20 protein-coding genes are annotated in these 23,305 nt (G+C 55.9%); 9 read left to right on the top strand and 11 right to left on the bottom strand.

Going from position 1 to position 23,305, the window contains the following annotated elements; all coding sequences use genetic code 11:
- Positions 1–210: 210 nt before the first annotated feature.
- Positions 211–345 (bottom strand): hypothetical protein, encoded by a 135-nt coding sequence (locus tag DAI21_RS23395; RefSeq protein WP_255409570.1) that lies wholly within the window; start codon positions 343–345, stop codon positions 211–213.
- Between DAI21_RS23395 and DAI21_RS15250 the strand changes: the two genes are divergently transcribed.
- Entirely contained in the window at positions 344–1,879 is a 1,536-nt protein-coding gene (locus DAI21_RS15250) for a methyl-accepting chemotaxis protein (protein WP_107703502.1), read from the top strand. The genes DAI21_RS23395 and DAI21_RS15250 overlap by 2 nt on opposite strands.
- Here DAI21_RS15250 and DAI21_RS15245 read toward each other — a convergent pair.
- Positions 1,876–2,274 (bottom strand): cupin domain-containing protein, encoded by a 399-nt coding sequence (locus DAI21_RS15245; RefSeq protein ID WP_100780052.1) that lies wholly within the window; start codon positions 2,272–2,274, stop codon positions 1,876–1,878. The genes DAI21_RS15250 and DAI21_RS15245 overlap by 4 nt on opposite strands.
- Before the next feature lie 111 nt (positions 2,275–2,385).
- Here DAI21_RS15245 and DAI21_RS15240 point away from each other — a divergent pair, with 111 nt between their 5' ends.
- Positions 2,386–3,276, top strand: a complete 891-nt coding sequence (locus DAI21_RS15240; protein ID WP_100780051.1) for a LysR family transcriptional regulator — start codon at positions 2,386–2,388, stop codon at positions 3,274–3,276.
- Between the two features lies 1 nt (position 3,277).
- On the opposite strand, the gene DAI21_RS15235 is transcribed toward DAI21_RS15240, so the two are convergent.
- Positions 3,278–4,261 carry an aldo/keto reductase gene (locus DAI21_RS15235; protein WP_107703501.1) on the bottom strand — a complete coding sequence of 328 codons (984 nt, stop codon included), beginning with the start codon at positions 4,259–4,261 and terminating at the stop codon, positions 3,278–3,280.
- A gap of 429 nt (positions 4,262–4,690) precedes the next feature.
- Between DAI21_RS15235 and ansP the strand changes: the two genes are divergently transcribed.
- Positions 4,691–6,187: an L-asparagine permease gene (gene ansP / locus DAI21_RS15230; RefSeq protein WP_100780049.1), complete on the top strand. Its 1,497-nt coding sequence runs from the start codon at positions 4,691–4,693 to the stop codon at positions 6,185–6,187.
- A 116-nt stretch (positions 6,188–6,303) separates the two neighbouring features.
- On the opposite strand, the gene DAI21_RS15225 is transcribed toward ansP, so the two are convergent.
- The gene (locus DAI21_RS15225; protein WP_107703500.1) at positions 6,304–7,365 is read right to left on the bottom strand and encodes a YncE family protein; all 1,062 of its coding nucleotides are present in this window, start codon (positions 7,363–7,365) and stop codon (positions 6,304–6,306) included.
- A 269-nt stretch (positions 7,366–7,634) separates the two neighbouring features.
- Between DAI21_RS15225 and pqqU the strand changes: the two genes are divergently transcribed.
- A complete protein-coding gene (gene pqqU / locus DAI21_RS15220) occupies positions 7,635–9,749 on the top strand; it encodes a TonB-dependent receptor PqqU (protein WP_107703499.1) in 2,115 nt (704 codons plus the stop codon).
- A gap of 61 nt (positions 9,750–9,810) precedes the next feature.
- On the opposite strand, the gene DAI21_RS15215 is transcribed toward pqqU, so the two are convergent.
- The 5 genes from DAI21_RS15215 to DAI21_RS15195 form a co-directional block, all read right to left on the bottom strand.
- Positions 9,811–10,158: a hypothetical protein gene (locus DAI21_RS15215; protein WP_129035244.1), complete on the bottom strand. Its 348-nt coding sequence runs from the start codon at positions 10,156–10,158 to the stop codon at positions 9,811–9,813.
- A complete protein-coding gene (locus DAI21_RS15210) occupies positions 10,155–10,661 on the bottom strand; it encodes a hypothetical protein (protein WP_228483284.1) in 507 nt (168 codons plus the stop codon). The genes DAI21_RS15215 and DAI21_RS15210 overlap by 4 nt, the downstream gene beginning before the upstream one ends.
- A gap of 172 nt (positions 10,662–10,833) precedes the next feature.
- Positions 10,834–11,502, bottom strand: a complete 669-nt coding sequence (locus DAI21_RS15205) for a GntR family transcriptional regulator (protein WP_100780046.1) — start codon at positions 11,500–11,502, stop codon at positions 10,834–10,836.
- A gap of 258 nt (positions 11,503–11,760) precedes the next feature.
- The gene (locus DAI21_RS15200) at positions 11,761–12,798 is read right to left on the bottom strand and encodes an NADP-dependent oxidoreductase (protein ID WP_107703497.1); all 1,038 of its coding nucleotides are present in this window, start codon (positions 12,796–12,798) and stop codon (positions 11,761–11,763) included.
- 65 nt (positions 12,799–12,863) lie between these two features.
- Positions 12,864–13,439 carry a helix-turn-helix domain-containing protein gene (locus DAI21_RS15195; RefSeq protein ID WP_100780044.1) on the bottom strand — a complete coding sequence of 192 codons (576 nt, stop codon included), beginning with the start codon at positions 13,437–13,439 and terminating at the stop codon, positions 12,864–12,866.
- Between the two features lie 148 nt (positions 13,440–13,587).
- Between DAI21_RS15195 and DAI21_RS15190 the strand changes: the two genes are divergently transcribed.
- Together DAI21_RS15190 and DAI21_RS15185 are read left to right on the top strand one after the other, a co-directional pair.
- Positions 13,588–14,106: a GNAT family N-acetyltransferase gene (locus tag DAI21_RS15190; RefSeq protein WP_107703496.1), complete on the top strand. Its 519-nt coding sequence runs from the start codon at positions 13,588–13,590 to the stop codon at positions 14,104–14,106.
- On the top strand, positions 14,103–14,552 hold the full coding sequence (locus DAI21_RS15185; RefSeq protein WP_102103794.1) for a DMT family transporter: 450 nt from the start codon (positions 14,103–14,105) through the stop codon (positions 14,550–14,552). The genes DAI21_RS15190 and DAI21_RS15185 overlap by 4 nt, the downstream gene beginning before the upstream one ends.
- Before the next feature lie 3 nt (positions 14,553–14,555).
- On the opposite strand, the gene DAI21_RS15180 is transcribed toward DAI21_RS15185, so the two are convergent.
- A complete protein-coding gene (locus tag DAI21_RS15180) occupies positions 14,556–14,789 on the bottom strand; it encodes a YdcY family protein (RefSeq protein WP_102103795.1) in 234 nt (77 codons plus the stop codon).
- A gap of 109 nt (positions 14,790–14,898) precedes the next feature.
- A complete protein-coding gene (locus tag DAI21_RS15175; protein ID WP_107703495.1) occupies positions 14,899–16,497 on the bottom strand; it encodes an ABC transporter substrate-binding protein in 1,599 nt (532 codons plus the stop codon).
- A gap of 282 nt (positions 16,498–16,779) precedes the next feature.
- On the opposite strand from DAI21_RS15175, the gene DAI21_RS15170 reads away from it, so the two are divergent.
- The 3 genes from DAI21_RS15170 to DAI21_RS15160 are packed head-to-tail and all read left to right on the top strand — an operon-like array spanning position 16,780 to position 23,283.
- Positions 16,780–18,126, top strand: coding sequence for an SrfA family protein (locus tag DAI21_RS15170; RefSeq protein ID WP_107703494.1), 1,347 nt, complete (start codon positions 16,780–16,782; stop codon positions 18,124–18,126).
- A gap of 4 nt (positions 18,127–18,130) precedes the next feature.
- A complete protein-coding gene (locus DAI21_RS15165) occupies positions 18,131–21,112 on the top strand; it encodes a virulence factor SrfB (protein ID WP_107703493.1) in 2,982 nt (993 codons plus the stop codon).
- Positions 21,109–23,283 carry a virulence factor SrfC family protein gene (locus tag DAI21_RS15160; RefSeq protein WP_107703492.1) on the top strand — a complete coding sequence of 725 codons (2,175 nt, stop codon included), beginning with the start codon at positions 21,109–21,111 and terminating at the stop codon, positions 23,281–23,283. Before DAI21_RS15165 ends, DAI21_RS15160 begins: the two co-directional genes overlap by 4 nt.
- Positions 23,284–23,305 lie beyond the last annotated feature (22 nt).

Here is a 23,305-nt window from a genome sequence, read left to right as displayed (position 1 = left end):
TCATAAGCCTATCGCGCAGAACAGATTAGCCGCCGCGTTCTGTCCATGTTAACGAAAGTGTATTTCGGGAGTTCAATTTCTATGGTTTATTCATATTCCACTTTATATTTAACTTAAGGAGAGAATTTCATTCGCCATTAAAAATGGCGGCACTCTTTTTTTTGCAATCTCATTACATAAGCAATGTTTAATAGATAAAAAATAGTTAATTCAGGTGCTTTCTTGTTCACCCTGTTTTGTGGAAGAATGCGCAGGCCGTAATAAACACAACAATAACTTTTGTCTTGCCTGAATATTTTTCGGGCGGCTTTTCTGTTTTTTTGACATCACCATGGAGTTTTTCATGAGAAATAACACTCCTGTTACACAAAGCGAGTATTTGCTTAACGAAGGGTCGACGCTGATGTCGACCACCAATACGCAGAGCCATATTACCTATGCCAACTCTGCGTTTATTGAAGCCAGCGGCTATAAAGAAGAACATCTTATTGGCGAGCCGCACAATGTCATTCGCCACCCGGATATGCCGCCTGACGCCTTTGGGGATATGTGGTTTACGCTCCAGCAGGGCCAGAGCTGGACGGGGCTGGTCAAGAACCGCCGCCATAACGGCGATCACTACTGGGTGCGTGCCAACGTCACGCCGGTGTATCAAAACGAAACGCTGACCGGTTATATTTCCGTAAGAAATATCCCCCCGCGCGATGAGATAGACGCCGCTGAACATCTCTATCAGCGGGTCAGAAATAACCAGCTTACCCGCCATCGTTTTTATAAAGGCTTACTGGTTCGTCGCGGGTTATTCTCTTTTCTTTCACTCTTTAAAAAAATGAGCACGGCGAAAAGAGTCAATTACGGTATTGCCGTTACCGCTCTGCTTTCGTTACTGGTATCCCTTTTATTACCAAAAGGTGTGATGCAAATCGCCGGGCTGATGGCGCTCTTTATTGCGCTGGGGTTATATCTGAATGTGCAGGTTTGCCGCCCTCTTAAAAAGATTGTCCGCCAGATGCAACAGGTCGTTTCCGGGCGAAAACCCGCTTATTTTCATTTTGATCGTGTCGATGACGTGGGCATGATGATGCGCCTGGTCAATCAGTCGGGGCTGAATTTAAATTCTCTGGTCGATGACGTCGGAACGCAAATTGCCGGGATCAGCACCATCAGCCAGCAGGTGGCGAAAGAAGGTGCAGCGTTACAGGCGCGCTCTGAAGAGACGGCTGATGATTTGCAGCAAACCGCTGCCGCCGTGGAGGAGATTGCCAGCGCCGTAGAGCAAACCGCGCAAACTGCCGGGGAAGCAATCCATATGGCCGACCGCACCAGCAGCAGCGCCCACAGCGGCGAAACCGCCATGAAGCAGACCATCGGCATGATGCAGTCGGTCTCAAAAGATAACAGTCAGATTGTCGATATTATCGGTGTGATCGACCAAATCGCCTTCCAGACCAATATTCTGGCGCTCAACGCCGCCGTAGAAGCGGCGCGCGCGGGCGAAGCGGGCCGTGGTTTTGCGGTCGTGGCCGCCGAAGTGCGCAACCTGGCGCAGCACTCGGCCTCGGCGGCGAAAGAGATCAAAACGCTGATCGAGAAGAACGTCGCCAGCGTCAACGCCGGTGTGGCAATGGTCGAACAGACCGAAACCCACCTTACGGCGATGATTGGCAATGTGTTACAGGTGACGTCGCTGATCAAAGAGATCGGCCATGCGACGCAGGAACAGACGCTGGCCCTGACGCTGATCAACGAGTCCATTTCCCGTATCGGCGTGATGACCCACAACAATACGGGGATGGTCGATAACGTCACCCGCGCCGCTAATCACCTGACGGAGCGCACCACACGACTGCAACAGGCGATTGCGGTATTTGGCGGTTAACGCCCCTGATACTCCTCGTCGCTCACTTTTTCCAGCCACTCCACCGGGCTGCCGTTCACGGATTCGGCGATGGCGATATGCGTCATCGCGGTCTGTGAACTGGCCCCGTGCCAGTGTTTTACACCAGGCGGTATCCAGGCGATATCGCCCTGGTTCAGCGCCTCGGCGTCTTTGCCCCACTCCTGTAACCAGCCGCGCCCCTGCGTCACAATCAGAGTCTGTCCCAGCGGATGGGTGTGCCAGGCGGTGCGCGCACCCGGCTCGAAAGTCACCGTCGCGCCGCCGACGGACGCGGGTTCCGTTGCCTGAAACGGCGCATCGATGCGCACGGTTCCGCTAAACCACGCTTCCGGGCCACGGGCTGAGGGTAACGAACCACTTCGGATAATTTTCATGTTGTCTCCTGTTTTGCTGATGCGTTAACAGTAGCGCAAACCTGGGAGCAGCATTAGACTGCATAATCAGAAAGGAACCATGAGCCAAATTCATATATCGGGAGCCTCGCCGTGCTGAAAGACAATTTCAACGATCTGCTGTCGTTTATGGTAGTCGCTCGCGAGCGGAGTTTTACCCGCGCCGCTGCCCAGCTTGGCGTGTCGCAGTCGGCACTGAGCCACGCAATGCGCAATCTTGAAGCGCGCCTGGATATGCGCCTGCTCACGCGCACCACCCGCAGCGTGGCCCCGACCGAAGCCGGCGAGCAGCTTTTTATGCGCTTAAGCCCACACCTGCTGGAGATCGAACAGGAACTGACGGCCCTGCGCGAGATGCGTGACAAACCCGCCGGGAACATTCGCATTACCGCCGGGGAGCACGCCATGTCGGCGGTGCTGTGGCCGGTGCTGAAACCCTTTATGCTGCAATACCCGGATATTCACGTTGAGGTCACCGTCGATAACGGTCTGACGGATATCGTTGATGGTCGTTTTGATGCGGGCGTGCGCCTGGGTGAACAGATCGCCAAAGACATGATTGCGGTGCGCATCGCACCAGATATGCGGATGACGGTGGTGGGCTCGGCAGACTATTTTGCACGCCACGGCATGCCAGAAACGCCGGAGCAGCTGGCAAACCATTCGTGCATCAATATGCGCCTGCCTACCCTCGGCGGGCTGTATGCCTGGGAATTTGAAAAAGATGGGCGAGAGATACGCGTGCGGGTGGAGGGTCAGTTGACGTTAAATAACCTGCCGCAGCGGATTGATGCCGCCGAGGCAGGTCTGGGGCTGGCGTATGTGCCGGAAGATACGGTGCAGGATGCCATTGCGAAGGGCCGACTGATCCCGGCCCTGCAGGCATGGTGCCCGTATTTCGACGGGTACCACCTTTACTACCCGAGCCGCCGCCAGCACACCACCGCGTTTTCGCTGCTGGTCGACGCCCTGCGTAAGACCTAAATTACTTGCCGACGCGCGCCTGAAGGTGCTGCGGGTAGCGATCGCCGACCACATCGATGCTCGCCAGCGCCTGATTAATACGGGCGAGCGCTTCAGGTGACAGTGTCACGTTCACGCTTCCGAGGTTCTCCTCCAGACGATGCAGTTTGGTGGTACCCGGAATCGGCACAATCCACGGCGCTTTCGCCAGTAACCACGCTAGCGCGATTTGCGCCGCTGTCACGCCCTGCTCGGCGGCCAGGCGCTGCACCAGATCCACTAGCTGCTGGTTGGCCTGCCGTGAGGCTTCGCTAAAGCGCGGCACCACGTTGCGGAAATCGCTGCTGTCGAAGGTGGTTTGCGCGTTGATCGCCCCTGTCAGAAAGCCTTTACCCAGCGGGCTGAACGGAACAAAACCGATGTTTAACTCCTCCAGCAGCGGCAGAATCGCCTGCTCGGGCTCGCGCCACCACAGGGAATATTCGCTTTGCAGCGCGGTGACCGGGCAGACCGCATGCGCGCGGCGAATGGTGTCGACGCCCGCTTCTGACAGGCCAAAGTGTTTTACTTTGCCTTCGGCAATCAGATCGGCAATCGTTCCCGCGACCTCTTCCACCGGCACGTCCGGGTCGACGCGGTGCTGATAATAGAGGTCAATCACCTCAGTTTTCAGGCGTTTTAACGATCCTTCAATCGCCGCGCGAATATGTTCAGGGCGGCTGTTAAGTACCTGGCCCGGCTGATCGCAGTCAAAACCAAATTTGGTCGCAATCACCACTTTGTCGCGCACCGGTGCCAGCGCTTCGCCGACCACCTCTTCGTTGATATACGGGCCATAAACTTCGGCGGTATCGAAAAAGGTGACGCCGCGATCTACCGCTGCGCGGATGAGGGCAATGGCCTGCGCCTTGTCCGTCGCCGGGCCGTAACCGAAGCTTAAGCCCATACACCCCAGCCCCAGTGCGGAAACCGTTAAACCGTTTTGTCCGAGTTGTCGCTGCTGCATCTCTTTTCCTCATGGGTTTTCGTGATTAACGCTTTTACTGTAGAGGGATTGGTTCATGAGCACTACAGCGCAGAAAAGCTTGTGCTTATGAATTCAGTTCATCAATGCCATTGCGCAACTATTAAGCACAGCTGATGATTAAAGCAGCAGTTAACGGGTCATTTTCTCTGCAAACTGGTCACTATTCAGCATGTTGTGATCCCCGTCTGCTCTGACCACACCATTTCATTCGATCCGTATCACTTTCAGACCGGTTATATTTTGCGTCGCTTATGGATTGCGGGTAGGATGCTTCGCCATGTTTTGCCTTATCCATACGCAGAATGACTGGAAAGGTGACATCTGGCTGCGCAGAAGCAATCGTTTGGTCTGCTGACAGCCATGTACGGGCATCCCTAAGATGATTCAGACAGGTAAACAGGTATCTCAATGAAAACAAGCAATAAAAACGCAGCCGATCATCACGCTGCGAAACGTCGCTGGTTGAACTCTCACGAAGAGGGCTATCACAAGGCGATGGGCAACCGTCAGGTACAGATGATCGCCATCGGCGGCGCTATCGGTACGGGGCTGTTTCTCGGTGCAGGCGCGCGTCTGCAAATGGCTGGCCCGGCTCTCGCACTGGTCTATCTGGTGTGCGGTATTTTCTCCTTCTTTATTCTGCGTGCGCTCGGCGAGCTGGTATTGCACCGCCCTTCCAGCGGCAGCTTTGTCTCCTATGCCCGTGAGTTTCTCGGCGAAAAGGCAGCCTATGTGGCGGGCTGGATGTACTTCGTCAACTGGGCGATGACCGGGATCGTGGATATCACCGCGGTCGCGCTGTATATGCACTACTGGGGCGCGTTTGGTGATGTACCACAGTGGGTGTTTGCCCTTGGCGCGCTGGCGATTGTCGGCACCATGAACATGATTGGCGTGAAGTGGTTCGCCGAGATGGAGTTCTGGTTCGCGCTGGTAAAAGTCCTGGCGATTGTGATCTTCCTGGTGGTCGGTACGGTGTTCCTCGGCAGCGGTAAACCGCTCGACGGCGGCGCAACCGGCTTCCATCTGATAACGGATAACGGCGGCTTCTTCCCGCACGGCCTGCTGCCTGCGCTGGTGCTGGTTCAGGGCGTCGTGTTTGCCTTCGCCTCTATCGAACTGGTCGGGACCGCGGCGGGGGAATGTAAAGATCCGCAGACCATGGTGCCAAAAGCGATCAACAGCGTAATCTGGCGTATCGGTCTGTTCTATGTAGGCTCAGTGGTACTGCTGGTGCTGTTACTGCCGTGGAATGCTTATCAGGCGGGTCAAAGCCCGTTCGTGACCTTCTTCTCGAAGCTCGGCGTGCCTTACGTGGGCAGCATCATGAATATCGTGGTACTGACCGCCGCGCTTTCGAGCCTGAACTCCGGTTTGTACTCCACGGGCCGTATCCTGCGCTCCATGTCGATGGGCGGTTCTGCGCCTAAGTTCATGTCGAAAATGAGCAAACAGCAGGTGCCGTACGCGGGGATTCTGGCAACGCTGGTGGTGTATGTCTTTGGCGTGTTCCTGAACTATCTGGTGCCGTCTCAGGTGTTTGAGATCGTCCTGAACGTAGCCGCAATCGGCATTATCGCCTCCTGGGCGTTTATCGTGGTGTGCCAGATGCGCCTGCGCAAAGCAATCAAGGAAGGTAAAGCGGCGGATGTGAGCTTCAAGATGCCGGGCGCACCGGTGACCTCGTGGTTGACCCTGCTGTTCCTGTTGAGCGTGCTGGTGCTGATGGCGTTTGACTATCCAAACGGCACCTACACCATCGCCACCATTCCGCTGCTGGCGGTGCTGCTGGTTGCTGGCTGGTTTGGCGTGCGTAAGCGTGTAAATGAAATCCACAGCACCGCGCCGGTACTGGCGGATGATGTGCAGCACGACGCGCCGTTGATTGAAGAGACGTCGCGTTAAGATTTTACAGGCCGGGCCAGGCGACACCGCTCCCCGGCAACAATAAAAAAGGAAGGCCTGGGCCTTCCTTTTTTTTACCCACAGCGCCAGATTTGCGCGGCGCTACCACACACGCTTTACAGCGCGATACGGATCACGTCGTCAGGCTGGGTGGCTTCCTGCTGACGGGTAGATTTCTGTTTCACCGTCACATACAGCGTTTTGCCGTCAGCGGACAGCGCCAGGCTGTTCGGGAAGGTTGGCGTATCGATGGTTTTCGTTACTTTGTAGGTTTTCGCGTCGATCACGCTGACTTTGCCCGCTTCGCGATGCGTCACGTAAGCTTCGTTGCGCGTCGGGTTAAACAGCACCGCCAGCGATTCCGGCGCAGCGATTTTCTCGATCACGCTTGCGTCCTTCAGGTTCACCACCAGCACTTCCGGTTGTTTGGAGTCGGTCAGGAACGCGCGTTGCCCTTTGGTATCCAGGCTCAGGTTCAGGTAGAAATGCTCTTTCCCGTCGTCCTGCACTTTTTTTCGGCTCAGCACTTTGTTGGTGGCCGTATCAATGGTGATCAGCTCGCCGTCTGCGTTGGTGCTGTAAAGACGTTTTGCCGGCGCATCCAGCGCCAGACCCGTGCTGAATGCGCCGGTGTTAGCAATGGTCTCTTTCAGTTTCAGCGTTTCGCCATCCACTACCCAAATCACACTCTCTTTGCCGATACCGGTGATATAGACGGTATTGGTGGTGTCATCGGCCACCAGCTCGCGCGGCTGCAGCGGCTTCACGGTTTCGCTGCGCTTGCGATCGTCAAGCACCAGGCGCCCTTTCACTTCACCGGTTTTGGCGTCGATAGCCGTTACCGCGCTGTTGGTGGTGTTACCAAACCACAGGGTCTGAGTGGCATTGTTGATGGTGGCGCCGAACGGTTTTAAATCGTTATGAATGGCCTGCGTCACTTCAAGTGTGACAGGATCAAGACGGTAAACCACGCCACCTTTATCCGTTTTGCGGCTTTGCGTGGTCGCAACCCACAGGGCATTTTCCTGCTGGCTGACCGCCATTTCGTAAGCGCCTTTACCCACCGCTTTTCGCAGCATCTCTTCTGCAGCATGAACATTAAACGAACCTGCTACCAGCAGTGAACCCAACAGCAGAGAACCACGCAGACGCGGTGAGCACAGATGACGTAATGACATGACGACTCCCTTTGATAAAAAAATGTGTAATGCCGACATTGCTTCCCTGAGACGAAGTCATCGCTTCATCCTGTTTTATTGTTGAGAATAGTAATCATTATTCACCTGAATGTGGAGCCTTAGTTTCCCGTTTCGCGCCCCGCTTCGTTTTTATCTACACTTCTGTTAACGCAACGTGCTGTTAAAGTTTTCAAAACCTTTACAAAAGATTTACCATACGCACATGTGTTCCATTTGGTTCGTTTTCTTCATCAACCGGCTCTTTATTCATGAAAATCATTTCTGCCCGTCAGGCCACGCTCACCCTGTTGTGGATGCCGACGATCTTTGCCCCCGCAGCGGCACTGGCTGCACAAGAACAAACGATGATTGTCAGCGCCACGCCGCAGACCGTTTCTGAACTCGATACCCCTGCCGCGGTTAGCGTCGTGAACGGGGATGACATGCGTCAGGCTGCGCCGCGCATCAACCTTTCTGAATCGCTCGGCAGCGTGCCCGGTTTACAAATTCAGAACCGGCAGAACTACGCTCAGGACCTACAGCTCTCCATGCGCGGCTTCGGTGCCCGCTCTACCTTCGGCGTGCGCGGTATTCGCATGTACGTCGACGGCATTCCGGCGACCATGCCGGACGGCCAGGGGCAGACTTCAAATATCGATCTCTCCAGCATCGACAGCGTAGAAGTGCTGCGCGGTCCGTTCTCTGCCCTGTATGGCAATGCCTCCGGCGGCGTGATCAATATCGCCAGCCAGACCGGCCAGCAGCCACCGACCATTGAAGCGAGCAGCTATTACGGCAGCTACGGCACCTGGCGCTACGGCCTAAAAGCCACCGGCGCAATGGGTGACGGCACCCATGCGGGCGATGTGGATTACACGGTGTCGACGACCCGTTTCACGACGAAGGGCTATCGCGACCACAGCGGTGCGCGTAAAAATCTGGCGAACGCCAAACTGGGTGTGCGCATCGATGATGCCAGCAAACTGACGCTGATTTTCAACAGCGTCGACATGAAAGCTAACGATCCGGGCGGACTGGATTATCAGGAGTGGCGCGACAACCCGCGTCAGTCTCCGCGCGCCGATCAGTACAACACCCGCAAAACTATCAAGCAGACCCAGGCTGGCCTGCGCTACGAGCGCCAGTTGACGGAGCAGGACGATCTCAGCGTGATGATGTATGCCGGTGAGCGTGAAATGACGCAGTATCAGTCGATTCCATATCAGCCGCAGCTCAAAGAGACCCACTCTGGCGGCGTGATCGATATGCAGCGCCACTATCAGGGCGTGGACACCCGCTGGACGCATCGCGGCGAACTGCTGGTGCCCGTGACCTTCACCACCGGGCTGAACTACGAAAACATGAGCGAAGATCGTCGCGGTTACGAGAACTTCGTCATGAACAACGGCGTGCCGGAGTACGGTGTGAAAGGCGATAAACGCCGCAACGAACGTAACCTGATGTGGAACGTCGACCCGTATCTGCAGACCAGCTGGCAGTTGACGCAAAAACTCTCCCTGGATGCAGGCGTGCGTTACAGCTCCGTGTGGTTCGACTCCAACGATCACTACGTGCAAGGCGCCAACGGGGATGACAGCGGCGACGCGAGCTACCACAAATGGCTGCCTGCCAGTTCTTTAAAATACGCCATCACCGATGGATGGAACGTCTACGCTGCGGCCGGCCGTGGGTTTGAAACGCCGACCATCAACGAGCTCTCCTACCGTTCCGGGAATCAAAGCGGGCTGAACTTCGGCCTGAAACCCTCCACCAACAATACTTACGAAGTGGGCAGCAAGACCCGCGTCGGCAATGGTCTGTTGACGGCGGCGCTTTTCCGCACCGATACGGATGATGAGATTGTGGTAGACGCCAGCGCCGGCGGCCGCACCAGCTATAAAAACGCCGGGAAAACGCGTCGTCAGGGCGTGGAGCTTTCCCTCGATCAGCAGTTTGCCGAGAACTGGAAGCTGAAAATGGCGTGGACGTATCTGGATGCAACTTACCGCACCAACGTCTGCTCCGACGCCGACTGTAACGGCAACCGTATGCCGGGCATCGCCCGCAATATGGGTTATGCGTCGTTCGGCTGGCAGCCGGAAGAAGGCTGGTACGCAGGCTCCGATGTGCGCTATATGAGCGATATCATGGCGGACGATGAAAACACCGCCAAAGCCCCTTCCTACACCGTGGTCGGCCTGAATACGGGCTACAAATTTAACTACGGCAACTGGGAAATGGACGTCTTCGGGCGCGTCGATAACCTGTTCGACAAAGAGTATGTCGGATCGGTCATCGTTAACGAATCCAACGGCCGCTACTACGAACCGGCTCCGGGGCGTAATTACGGCGTGGGGATGTCCGTGTCATATCGTTTCGAATAACGGTTAATAGAAACTACACAACAAAAACCCCGCCTGACGAAGGCGGGGTTTCAGAGGCCACTTATTCCTCAACGTAACGGTACGCGGTCACAATCCCTTGATCAGAGAAATCAACCGACAGATATTGTTTCCTGTCGAGGATCACCGGAATGATAAGGTAGATGCGGCGATCGACGATTTTTGAGGTATATACCCAGTGGTTCACTTTGTTGTAATCCGGTGTATTGGCGGGAACGCCGAAGGCAATCAGAACATCTTTGCGGGTGGTCACCTCAGGAGTGATTTTCTGTTTGATCTCTTTTTCAGAATACTGCGCTAAGCTGGTTGCGCCCGTTTTATCGTAATTTGACGCACATGACGCGCTCATTAAGACAAGTAAAACAATTCCTAACGCCTTCGCCGCTCTCATTGCTTAACATCCTTTTCCACATAGATGCCATTGGTGGTATCTAATGCGACTTCCTTCATATACAGCACGCAGTAGCCCGTCTTGTCTGCGTAGCTGATGTGCCCTTCATAGATTTTTTGCTTTTCAGGTACGAATGAAAGGGTGACGTGGCAGCCCTGATACAATGAATGCTCAATGATGGTTTTTTGATTAGGTATTAGCAGCGTTTCAAAATAATCATCTTTGTAACTCTTTCCGGTTATTTTGGGTAAGCCAATATCCTTTGTTGAACCCAGGAAAGGATTCAGGTAACGATTATGCTTTAAAACCCATCCACCCGTTTCTTTACCGGAAGGGTCGTATTGATAAATCCCGTAGCTCATAGGAGGCCCGATAAGACGGATTTTTGCGACATCAGCACTGTTTGCTGGAGGGGTGTACAGTTTTGGCTCTGGGAATAACGTGCTGCAGCCTGATACGCTCAGGGCAACAGGAATCAAAATCCAGCTCAAATATTTCATCATCTATCCTTGTCTAAAAAGGTAGAGTGAATATCGGCATGCCTCTTCAAAACTTGATGGTGAGTTTTTACATCAATAAACATGAAATAATATTCCCGGAAGAGCAATTCCTCCGGGTAATAGTTAAGTAGGGCAATAGTTTTAGTGAAGAAGTAAAAAGGAATTAAACTATTCCTTAACTAAAATACTGCTGCAATAAAAGCGCCGTCGACCCGTCAATGAGTTTATCAATCGCTTTATCACAGGCCACTGCATCGCCGCGCTCAAGCGCATCCAGCAGTTCATCGTAGCGATACGAATATTTTGAAATGTCGTGTACATCTTCGTAGAGATAATTGAAGCAGGGGCCAATACGCACCCAAAGTTGCTCAATCATCGCCGTTAATGTGGGCATCTGGGCGCACTCATACAGCCTGAAGCGAAACGCACGATTAGCATGCAGGGCGCGCTGCGCCTCGCCGTTACGCATTGCAGCGTGGAATTTCTCTGCCAGATCGCGTAATTCCTGCAGCTTGCTGTCTGTCATTTTTTCACAGGCTGCTGCAACCGCCATCGACTCTAATTGCTTACGAATGGCGTTTATTTCTGTATAGCGATCGAGGGTGATCTCCGGCACCAGAAAAGCCTGTGCCGGTGTGGCATGCAGGGCTCCGGCGGAGACAAGCCGTAAAAGTGCTTCGCGAACAGGAGTAATACTGGTGCCTAATTTATCCGCAATCTCTTTGGTAATAAGCCTGGCGCCAGGTTTGAGCGCTCCGGCAATCAACGCCCCTTTCAGGCTCACCTCAACTTGCATCGTAAGGCTCAGGCGTTGTGCTTTTTCTAAATGTTCCAATTCAAGCATGTGCATTTCCTTCAGCTTAAAAAATAAGCGCTATTCATCCACCCGTTTTGACCTGAACGAGTGCCTGTCGATATATCCTGTATCTTCACACTGGTATTGGAATGACGCTAAAAAATTCAAGAACCAAAATTTATGCATTTTTTTGCCCTCGGCTCACCGAATCCGGTATGGCCGATAGCTATGCTGGTATTATTAAAGACATTATAGTCAAACTTTAAGAATATATTATGGCGGGGATTCCCGCCATAATGAGTACCATTAGTTATCCTTCGCGACGCGTATCACCACTTTGCCAAAGTTTTTGCCTTCCAGCAGGCCAATCAGCGCCTGCGGTGCATTCTCCAGCCCGTCGATCACCTGCTCGCGATACTGAATTTTGCCCTCTTTGATCCAACGCCCCATCTCATCCTGAAACTCCTGAATGCGATGACCGTAATCCTGGCCAATAATAAAGCCCTGCATGCGAATGCGTTTCTTGAGCAGCGTCGCCATCAGCAGAGGCAGACGGTCTGGCCCGTCCGGCAGCCCGGTGGCGTTGTACCCGCTCACCAGCCCACACACCGGCACGCGCGCCGAGGTGTTCAGCAGCGGCAGTACCGCGTCGAACACTTTACCGCCGACATTTTCGTAGTACACATCGATGCCTTCCGGACAGGCCTGAGCCAGCTGTTCGGCAAAATCGTCCGCGCGATGATCCAGACACTTGTCAAACCCGAGGACCTCAACCGCGTGACGGCATTTCTCCGCGCCACCCGCAATGCCGACCACATAACAGCCTTTGATTTTGCCGATCTGCCCGACGGTCGCCCCAACCGGGCCGGTTGCCGCTGCAACCACTAACGTCTCACCCTCTTTCGGCTGGCCGATATCCAGCAGCCCCATGTAGGCCGTGAAACCGGGCATTCCTAGCACGCCAAGTGCCCAGGATGGCTGTTTCACCTCATCGCCGAGTTTGACCAGTCCTGTGCCGTCAGAGAGTTCATACTCCTGCCAGCCGCTGTAGCCCAGCACCCACTCGCCCGCTTTGAATTTCGGGTGGTTCGACAGCTCAACGCGGCTGACCGTGCCGCCCACCATCACCGCGCCAATTTCAACCGGCGGCGAATAGGACGGCGCATCGCTCATGCGGCCACGCATGTACGGGTCGAGTGACAGCCAGACGGTACGCAGCAAAACTTGCCCGTCCGCAGGCGTTGGGATCGGTTGCTCTTCTAAACGAAAATTGTCCGCGACCGGCGCACCCTGTGGGCGAGACGCCAGCACCAGGCGGCGGTTTGTGTTTGCAGATTGACTCATGGATCGCTCCTTATTACGCAAATGTCCTTAGAGACTAGCGCCTGTTGCCGACAACTGCCTTATCATTACGAGCCAGACTGATTCAGGCGCACCACCAGATACACGCAGGGATTTTGCGTCTCATTGATAAAGCGGCAGTCGTTAGGTGGCCCCAGCTCCAGACAATCTCCGGCCTGCATTTCATGGCGGGTATCGCCCTCCTGAAACACCAGTTCACCGGACTGTAACCAGATAAGCTGACGCGCCAGCGCGTAGGATGACGCAGGCATCGGCACATCGCTGCCGCCGGGGAGTTCGACCTGAACCAGATCGATTGGCAAATCGGTACGCGGTGAAACGTGGCGGCGCAGATAATGCGTTTGCGGATCGCGCCACACCGGCTGGTTGGCAAAGCGCAGCAGCTTGCCTTCCTGCATCTCAGCGCGGGCGATGAGCGTCGACATGCTGATACCGAACGCCCCCGACAGCCGCGCCAGAAGCGTTGCGGTCGGGCTGCTTTCGCTGCGTTCGATTTTGTGGATCATGGCGCGTGACACGCCTGCCCGCTCAGCAAGCTCGCTAAGCGACCAACCGCGCGATTCGCGTTCCACCCGAATTCGCGCGCTAATCCGTTGATTCATATCGTCTGGCATAGTGTTCATGACGTCATACTATAGTGTATGGACCCGATTTCAATGCCGTTGTCATAACAAAAAAATATGTCTTATGCCGTAGCGGTCTGGCGCGGCATTTGTGTAATATTGTGAGTAATACGTACCACTATAGTGAACAACCGATCCCGAGGTTCCGATGATTATCCGTCACGCCAGCAAAGAAGATTGCGCCGCCATCGGCGAGATTTACAACCACGCGGTGCTGCATACTGCAGCAATCTGGAACGACACCACTGTTGATACGGAAAACCGTATTGCCTGGTTTGAAGCGCGCACGCTGATGGGCTATCCGGTGCTGATCAGCGAAGAAAACGGCGTGGTCACAGGCTATGCTTCCTTCGGCGACTGGCGCGCCTTTGACGGTTTCCGCCACACGGTGGAGCATTCGGTCTACGTTCATCCCGATCATCAGGGTAAAGGCATTGGCCGCGAACTGATGAAAACGCTGATCGTTGAAGCGCGCGCCATCGGCAAACACGTGATGGTGGCGGGCATCGAAGCGCAGAATCAGGCCTCTATTCATTTGCATGAGACCCTCGGTTTTATCATCACCGGGCAGATGCCGCAGGTGGGCACAAAATTTGGCCGCTGGCTGGATCTGACCTTTATGCAGCTCCAGCTCGACGATCGCCACGAACCGGACGCGATCGGATGAATCAATCCCTGACGCTGGTCTTTCTGGTGGCTGCTGGAATCGGTCTGGTGGTGCAAAACACGCTGATGGTGCGCATCACCCAGTCGTCATCGACGATTTTGATCGCCATGCTGCTGAACTCATTGGTCGGTATTGTCTTGTTTGTCAGCATATTACTGATTAAAAACGGCGTGGCGGGCTTCAGCGAGCTGGCGTCCACGATACGCTGGTGGACGCTGATTCCAGGGTTGCTGGGATCATTTTTTGTCTTTGCCAGCATCAGCGGCTATCAGTATGTCGGTGCAGCCACGACGATTGCGGTGCTGGTCGCCAGTCAGCTGATTGGCGGGCTGGTGATGGACGTGCTGAAAAGCCAGGGGATCCCGCTGCGGGCGCTGATTGGCCCGGTCTGCGGTGCGGTGCTGCTGGTAATTGGCGCCTGGCTGGTTGCACGGCGCCAGTTCTGACGTTTACAGAATCGAGCCGCCTTTAGTCAGCTGATCGTGGCGGGCATCGGCCTCTTCTTTATGCTGCTTGCCGTGGTGCGCAATGGTGTTACGCAGACGTTGCTGCTGAGCGTAGCGATCTTCGCGGCTCAGTTCGCTGTCTTCGCTCAGTTCGATGAGCAGTTCATTCATGTGAGTAATGACACTCTCTTCCACCGCGGCATCCACGCGCGCGATCACGTCGTCTAAATGTGACATTGTCACTCCTTGTCATCGAGTCATATCGCCGGGCGGCGGCATTGCCTTACCCGGCTAACACATACACTGTCCAATTGACCCGGTAAGCGCAACGCCACCGGGTACCTGGCTAGTTCAGCTTCGCTTTGGAGAAATCACTGCCCATCAGGCTAACGCTATACCCGGTCACATTACTGCGCGTGGCGTAGAACGTTTTGCCGTTTGCCAGCGCAATCCACGGCGCCTGCTGGTAGAAAATCTCCTGCGCCTGGCTGTACAGCGCCGCACGCTTCGCCGGATCGCTGGTCAGCTTCGCTTTTTGTACCAGGTCATTATACCCTTTGTCACACCAGCGTGCGGCATTCGAGCCGGTCTTGATGCTGTTGCAGCCGAGCAGCACATCGGCGAAGTTGTCCGGGTCGCCGTTATCAGACATCCAGCCAAACAGGGCGCTGTCGTGCTCACCTTTACGCATTCCGGACAGGTACTCGCCCCACTCGTAAGAGACAATTTTCGCCTTCACGCCTACCTTCGCCCAGTCGCTCTGGATCATCTCCGCGATGCGTTTGGAGTTCGGGTTGTACGGGCGCTGAACCGGCATCGACCACAGGGTCACTTCTGCGCCCTTCTCCAGCCCCGCCTGCTTCAGCAGCGCTTTCGCTTTTTCCGGATCGTAACTGTAGTCTTTCAAATCTTTGTTAAAACCGAGCATGTTCGGCGGAATCGGTGATTTAGCGACCGTACCGGAACCCATAAACACGGCGTTAACAATGGCCGTTTTATCCGTCGCGTAGTTCAGCGCCTGACGCACCAGCACGTTATCAAACGGTTTTTTCTCGGTGTTAAACGCCAGATAGCCGACGTTCAGCGCATCAACGGAATGCAGCGTCAGATCTTTATTCTTCTTAATCACGTCAAACTGAACCGGGGATGGCGCAGGGATAATCTGGCATTCGTTGGTTTGCAGCTTCGCGAGGCGCGTTTCGACGTTCGGCGTAATCGAGAAAATCAGATGTTTTGTCGGCACCTCGCCGTCCCAGTAAGTCGGGTTAGCAACGTAGCGGATCAGAGAATCAACTTTATATTGCTGCAGCACGTACGGGCCGGTACCAATTGGCCAGGTGTCGACGTTTTCCGGCGTCCCTTTTTTGAGCATAGCGTCTGCGTATTCGGCTGACAGGATCGAGGCGAAATCCATTCCCCAGTCGGCGAGGAAGGCCGCGTTCGGCTCACTCAACACAAACTGCACATGGTAATCATCGACTTTTTTGACTTCCTGGATCAGCTTATCCAGTCCGACGTCATTGAAATATTCGTAATTACCCTGGGAGACGTTGTGATACGGATGCTTAGGGTCTTTCTGACGCAGCACCGAGAAAATAACGTCATCGGCGTTAAAATCACGGGTCGGTTTGAAGTATTTGTTGCTGTTAAATTTCACGCCTTTACGCAGCGTAAACGTATAGGTTTTGCCGTCCGGAGAGATAGTCCAGGATTCTGCCAGCGACGGAACGGGGGTGTTTTTGACCGGATCAAAATTAATCAGACGGTTATAAAGCACCTGAGAGCTGGCAACGAATGACGGGCCGGAGCTGGCGATTTGCGGGTTAAACGACTCCGGTGACGCCTCAGAGCAGTAAATGATCGTATCTGTGTTTGCCGCCCAGGCAGCGCTTGCCGGTAAGAATGTACTCAGCGCAAGCGCGAGCAGCTTTTTCCCTGTGGTCATGGTTATAAGCCTTTTGATTTTTATATATAGAACGTCAATAACAGCACAGCCCTGAGCGGGTGGCAAATAACGAAACACTATCAGGATATTCTAAAGCCATTAATTTCGCTGGTTTAACAGCCAGCCATCGCCCGGTGATTTGCCTTAAGTGTGCTGTTTCGTCAACCACTAATGCACCTTTCTATCCGCTAAGAAATCGCCGCTTTTAGCGTCTCCTCGTCCGTTTGCTTGCAAAACGATTTCGTTAAAGTAATGGGGTGAAGAAGTCTACAGGACCAAATCGTGGCAAAAACACTTTTACGCAGCGGCAATCTCGATGATTTTCAGGCCGTTGGCGGCGGCGGACAGGCCGTATTTGAATCAGCACTACAAATCCGTGAAGCGCTGCGTCTGCGCAAACAGCAGACGATCGTCGATTGTCTGGCGATTCCGCAGGTCAATGACGGCGGCGACCGTGTCGACTGGTATTCACCGGTGGACGGTGACGTTCTGGGCTGGAATGCCGCCGATGAAGACGCACGTTTTCGCGCCCTGCGCTATCTGGAGAACACCCTCTCAAGCGTTGAATCGCTGAGCAAAAAGAGCCTCCAGTCGCCTAAAACCGCACAACAGCTGTTTGGTTCCCTGCTTTCGAAAGCATTCCAGTTCCCAGGCGAAAATTTCCTGTTCCTCGTCGACGGCAAGCCGGTTATCGCGTTCTGGGGTTTTGTGAACCTCAACGAAAACGCGCGCGAGGATGTTCTGGATTGCCTGCGTGAATCCCTCAAGCCTGAGCCGATGCCTGCGCCAGTTGAAGAGCCTGAGCCTGAAGAACCCGCTCCGGCGATTGTGTTTGAGCAAGCCGACGCGCCGCTCATCGCACCACCGCCTGTGGTTCGTGTGACGGAAGACGACCTCTACTCCGCTGAGCCTGCGCCCGTGGTGATGCCTGAAGTGTCCACGCCCGCAGAACCTGCGCCTGTGGTTGTAGGCAAAAAACGCCGCGTTCCGCTCTGGTCTCTGCCTGTGGCGGCCGTGATTGTCGCGGCCATCGCAACTCCGCTGCTGTGGCCGAAACAGGCGCCTTCGGCCGAGCCTGTCGCAACGCCTGCTCCGACACCGATTGCTATTGCCCCGAAACCGGTAAAACCGGCGGTCGAGATGGCGATGAACCTGCCGCTGCACCAGGCCGAAATTCTGCCGGTTAAAGCCGCAGAACCTGCACCAGCCCCGGTCGCAGAACCGGTGATAATTTCCGCGATCCCTAAAGATGCCATGGTGATGGATGCCGTTCAGGTAAAAACCGGCTCAACGAAATTCCTCAACGGTACCTGGCGCGCCATGCTGGAGGTGAAAGATCCGATCACCGGGAAAGCACCGTCACTGCGTTATCAAATTCAGAACAACAAGGGGACCGCTCGCGTGGTTCAGGGCGATAACGTTATTTGTCGAAGCGACATTTTCTCGGGCCTTCACAGCAACGGCGAACTGATGATTAAGAGCCGTGGCAATGCCCGCTGCACGGATGGTTCGCGCTACCCGATGCCGGAAATCGCCTGTAAAGCCGGGATTAACGACGTGGCGGAGTGTACTGCCCGTTATGATGCCAAAACCGTCGTTCCGCTGACGTTCAAGAAAGCAGGTGCCTGATCCTATGCTGGTAAATCTTTGCGACTACAAACAAAGCGTCACGCTGATTGCGAACAGCGGCGTACAGTTTCTTGATTTTGGCCTGACGCCACAGGACACGGCAAGTCTGGGCCGTTTCGTACGTAAAACCGCCAATGGCCCTTTACTGCGCCTTAATTACGATCTGGTCAATGGCCGCTACACCCTGCCCGCTGCACGCGGCGGTCAACCTGAAGTGGTGAAACCGGAAAGCACGTTCACCCTGCATCAGTCCCTGGCGGTGCTGGATGGCGTCTGGCTTCCGGTGCCTTTTTTACGCTTTAATCCGCCGCGTACCTTTGTCGACGGCCCGGATAACTGGGCGCGCGCACAGGTGCGTAAGCTTGAGACGCCGGACAGCGCGGGTAACACTCACCGTGTCACGTTCGCGCTCGACAGCCAGATAGCCGATCACGCCACGCCGGGCCTGTCACCGGTCGAAAACGATATTCTGAACGGCACCCGGTTTGCGCTGGCCTGGCGCGACGACGAGGTGCTGAGTTTTCTCGATCAGACCTGGATTGACGGCTGGCTGCGCGAGGCATTCAGCGGCTACGCCACCAGCGTCGAAAACCGCTCCGAGCGCGACCTGCACCAGGCGATGCGCGGTTTTGAATATCAGGCCCACTGGCTCAACCTGATGACTATGCTGGGCGAGCAGATCACCGTTCCGGAAGTGAAATTTGTTACTCACACCCTGAGTACGCCCGCCATTCCGGTCGATTTGATCCTCGATGTCGGCAACACCCACACCTGCGGCGTGATCATTGAAGATCACGGCGATGCCAATGACGGCTTACGCCAGACCGCCGAACTGCAGGTGCGATCCTTAAGCGAACCGCAGTTCCTGAATGAGCCGCTGTTTACCAGCCGCCTTGAGTTTTCTGAAGCCCGCTTTGGCAAGCAGCACTTCTCCGTTGAAAGTGGCCGCGAAGATGCGTTTGTCTGGCCTTCTATCGTGCGCGTGGGCGATGAAGCGCGCAAACTGGCAATGCAGCGTCTGGGCACTGAGGGCAACAGCGGTATCTCCAGCCCGCGTCGCTATCTGTGGGATGAAACCCCGACCGTACAGGACTGGCGCTTTAGCAGCATGAATGCCAAAACCCAGCGCGAACCGCTGGCAACCGCCTTCCCGCTAATGAACCTGATGAACGATGACGGGCAGCCGCTGTTCACCCTGCCGCCGGATGAACGTCTGCCGGTGTTCTCGCCGCAGTACAGCCGCAGCACGCTGATGACGCACATGTTGTGCGAACTCCTCGCTCAGGCTCTCGGCCAGATCAACAGCGTCGCCACGCGTCTGCGTTTGGGCTTCCCGGCCTCACCACGCCAGTTGCGTACCCTGATCCTGACCCTGCCCTCGGCGATGCCGAAACAGGAGCGCGAGATTTTCCGCCGCCGCATGTTTGAAGCCATCGCCATCGTCTGGAAAGCAATGGGCTGGCACCCGCAGGATGACGATTTTGCCAGCCGCAAGCAGCAGGATAAGAGCGTGGTTCCGGTTCCCGCTATCCAGATGGAGTGGGACGAAGCCAGCTGCGGACAGCTCGTGTGGCTGTACAACGAAGCCATTTCACATTTCGGCGGCCAGACAGAGGCGTTCTTCGCCTCTCTCGCCCGCCCGGACCGTGAAGTGGAGCCGGGCGCACAGCCTGGACGCTCGCTGCGCGTGGCCTCCATCGATATTGGCGGCGGAACCACTGATATGGCGATTACCCACTATCAGCTGGATGACGGCTCTGGTAACAATGTCAAAATCACCCCGCAGCTGCTGTTCCGCGAAGGATTTAAAGTGGCGGGCGACGACACGCTGCTGGACGTGATCCAGCGCTACGTCCTGCCCGCCCTGCAAACGCAGCTGCAAAAATCCGGTATCGCCGATGCTTCTCTGCTGATGGCTTCGCTGTTTGGCGACTCCGGGCGCATTGATACTCAGGCAGTGCTGCGCCAGCAGACGGCGCTGCAGCTGTTTATGCCGATTGGGCACGGGATCCTCGCCGCCTGGGAGAGCAGCGATATCGACGATCCGCTGGCGGGTTTACACGCCACCTTCGGCGATCTGCTAAAACAGCAGCCGACCCGCAACGTGATGAACTATCTGCAACAGGCGATCGACCACGCGCTGCCAGCCGGTTCGGCACCGTTCGATCTGTTTGCGGTTCCGCTGCATGTGAACTTCCAGGAAATGCAGGACGCGATGCTGGCGGGCCAGTTTACGCTGGCCGCTCCGCTGCATGCCGTGTGCGAAGCGATTTCCCATTATGCCTGCGATATTTTGCTGATCACCGGGCGTCCTGGCTGTCTGCCTGGGGTGCAAGCGCTGATTCGCCACCTGCAGCCGGTGCCGGTCAACCGCATCGTCTGGCTGGATAAATACCGCGTACATGAGTGGTATCCGTTTAGCCAGCAGGGTCGTATCGGTAATCCAAAATCTACAGCTGCCGTCGGCGCGATGCTGTGCAGCCTCGCCCTGGATCTGCGTTTGCCGCGCTTTAATTTCAAAGCTGCCGACATCGGTGCCTACTCCACCGTGCGTTATCTCGGCGTGCTGGATAATACGGTCAACACGCTGCGCGAAGAGAACGTCTGGTATCAGGACATCGACCTCGATAAGCCGGGCGCGAAGCTGGATGCGCGACTGCACTTCCCGCTACGCGGTAACGTGACGCTCGGCTTCCGTCAGTTGGCTAACGCCCGCTGGCCCGCCACTCCGCTCTATACGCTGAGCATTAACTCAGCAGAGCTGGCAAAAGCCATCGCCGGAGACGGCGTGCTGAACGTGCGCCTGCAGCTGCGCGGCGGAACGAAACACGAAGGCCCGGAGTCGTTTGAGCTGAGCGACGCCTGGCTCCAGGACGGGACACCGGTGCCGCCTGACGCCTTAACGTTTAAACTGAATACCCTGGCCGACCGCCGTCATAGCGGAAGCCACTACTGGATCGACAGCGGGAGCGTATATCTCAAATGACAGCGATGACTGCCACCTCTCAGGCGTTAATCGAGTGGATCAACGACACGCGCCTGCATGCCCCGATGCTGGATAACGATGCTGACGCCCTGCTGGCCCGCCTCACCTGCGCGCAGGCACGCGGACAGGCGCTTGACCGCGCCCTGACCGGACACAGCAGCATTGGCCTTTACGGCCATTCGCAGGCTGCCAAAGCGCACCTGCTGGCGTCACTGTGCGGCAGCGGAAACGGTCGGCTGGATGTTTCTCCCGGCCAGCGCACCTTTGACTATTTTTCCCATATCAACCCCGGCCATGCCCTGACCAACATGGCCGTGCGTTTCACGCCGCGCTCCAGTGATGTCAGCGACGATGCCTTCCCGCTGCGCCTGAGCCTGGTCACGGAAGCCGAGCTGGTCCAGCTGTTTATTGCGAGTACCACGCTGCATACGCTGATTCGCCCGGTAGAAAAATCGGTGATTGAAGCGCGCGTCGAAAAATGGCGTGCCCTGCGCCAGCCGCAAGGCGTTCCGGGGATTACCGCCCAGGAAGTGGCGACCATTGCCCGCTACTGGCGCAGCACCGTTCCCGCGTCTGAACAGCTGATGGACGATAGCCTGTGGCATCAGTTCGCGCAGCTGATCCCCTCCCTCGATTTAAGCACTCGCGCCAGCGTCTGGTCGCTGCTGTGGGGTGAGCAGCAGGAACTGACCCAACAGTGGCTGAAACTGGCCCACGTGCTGCATCAGACCAGCCACGCCCGCCAGCTGGCGGCACCGCTGAGTTTGCTGGTCGATAATTTCGGCCTGCCCAGCGAAGGATTCCTCACTCGCGCAGAGTTCACCGCGCCGGACGCACAGGAAGCCGTGCTGCACCCGCTGAATAATGGCGAGATGTTGAATGCCATTAGCATTCCCGTCGATGTGCTGGCATTCCTGACACGCGAACTGGTCCTGCCCGCTGAAAACGGTGTGCTGGATAACGTCGATATCATTGATATTCCCGCACCATCGGAGACCGATCTCTCGCCGCTTGCAGAAGCCAAATGCACATGGCTGCTGGAACATTATCGCCAGCAGATGCAGCCCGACGTGCTGGTGATTTGCAACGCTACCGCCCGCCACGAGCAAACGGCAAAAACGGCGAAAACCTTGCTGAACTGGGTGAAAGATACCCAGACGACGGAAGAGTCCGCCCTGCCTGGCCTGGTATGGGCCATTACGCCGCACGACGCGCGTTTCCTCACCAAACAGAATCTGGATGAGGCGGTGCAGCACCTGCTCGGCAAACCGGGCCAGCGCTGGGGAACATTGCAGGCTCTCGACACGCACAGCATGCAGCGCGTGGTGGAGTGGCTGTCGCAGGCGACGCTTGCCACACAACGCCAGTCTCGCCTGCAAGCGCTGAAGAACACTCAGCAACGCGAGCTTCGTGCATTGATGCAAAGCTATCTCGCGCCGATGGCCGTTGAGCCTGATGCACTACGCACTCAGGCTGAAGCGATGGTGCGCACGCTACAATCCAGCGCAGCCCGCCATGGCGAATTGCTTGAAGGGCTGCTGCCACCGCTGAAAGCCTTCGAAACGCTGCTTACCGTTCAGCAGCCCCGCGAAGAGCAGGTTAACGGTTTGTTCACCGACGCGATTGATCTCTTTGCCGACAACGCTAGCGAAGGCCATGAGGTCTTCCAGACCAAAGATAAAGCGCGTCTGGCGCATCGTGTCTGGATCAACCATCTGCGCCAGTGGAGCCGTAACGAAGCCGCCGCGAACAGACTGGGGCTGGACGTTGCTGCACTCCCCCAGATTGCCGATACGCTGGTGATCAGTAGCTACCGCCTGAATCTGCCGCAACAGTTACAGCGCATCGTAGAAGCCGATAAAAGCAGTGCCGCACAGCTGCATGCGGCCATCGGTAACTTCATCGGCTGGCTAGGCTACGCTGAAACACCTGCGGCGACTCGCCCCGCAAGCCGCGTGCGTAAAGGCCAGGCCATCTTCGTGACGCCTGTCGTCAGCAGCGCAACGCCAAGACTGACGCAACTGGGTGAGCTGCCGGTTCACGCCGCCACGGTGTACGTGTACGACTGGCTGGTCGCGCTTTATACCCGCGCGATTGAGAACATTGGCTACCAGCACCCGCATGATATCCAGCCCGGCGCACGTCAGGCGTTACAAACGATATTGCGTTAACCCTAAGGACAGCCTGCAAAGG

The sequence above is a fragment of the Lelliottia sp. WB101 genome (genome assembly GCF_003051885.1).
Classification (GTDB): domain Bacteria; phylum Pseudomonadota; class Gammaproteobacteria; order Enterobacterales; family Enterobacteriaceae; genus Enterobacter; species Enterobacter nimipressuralis.
Note: the sequence above shows the minus strand (reverse complement) of the source record. Positions and strands in the feature narration are given on the sequence as shown.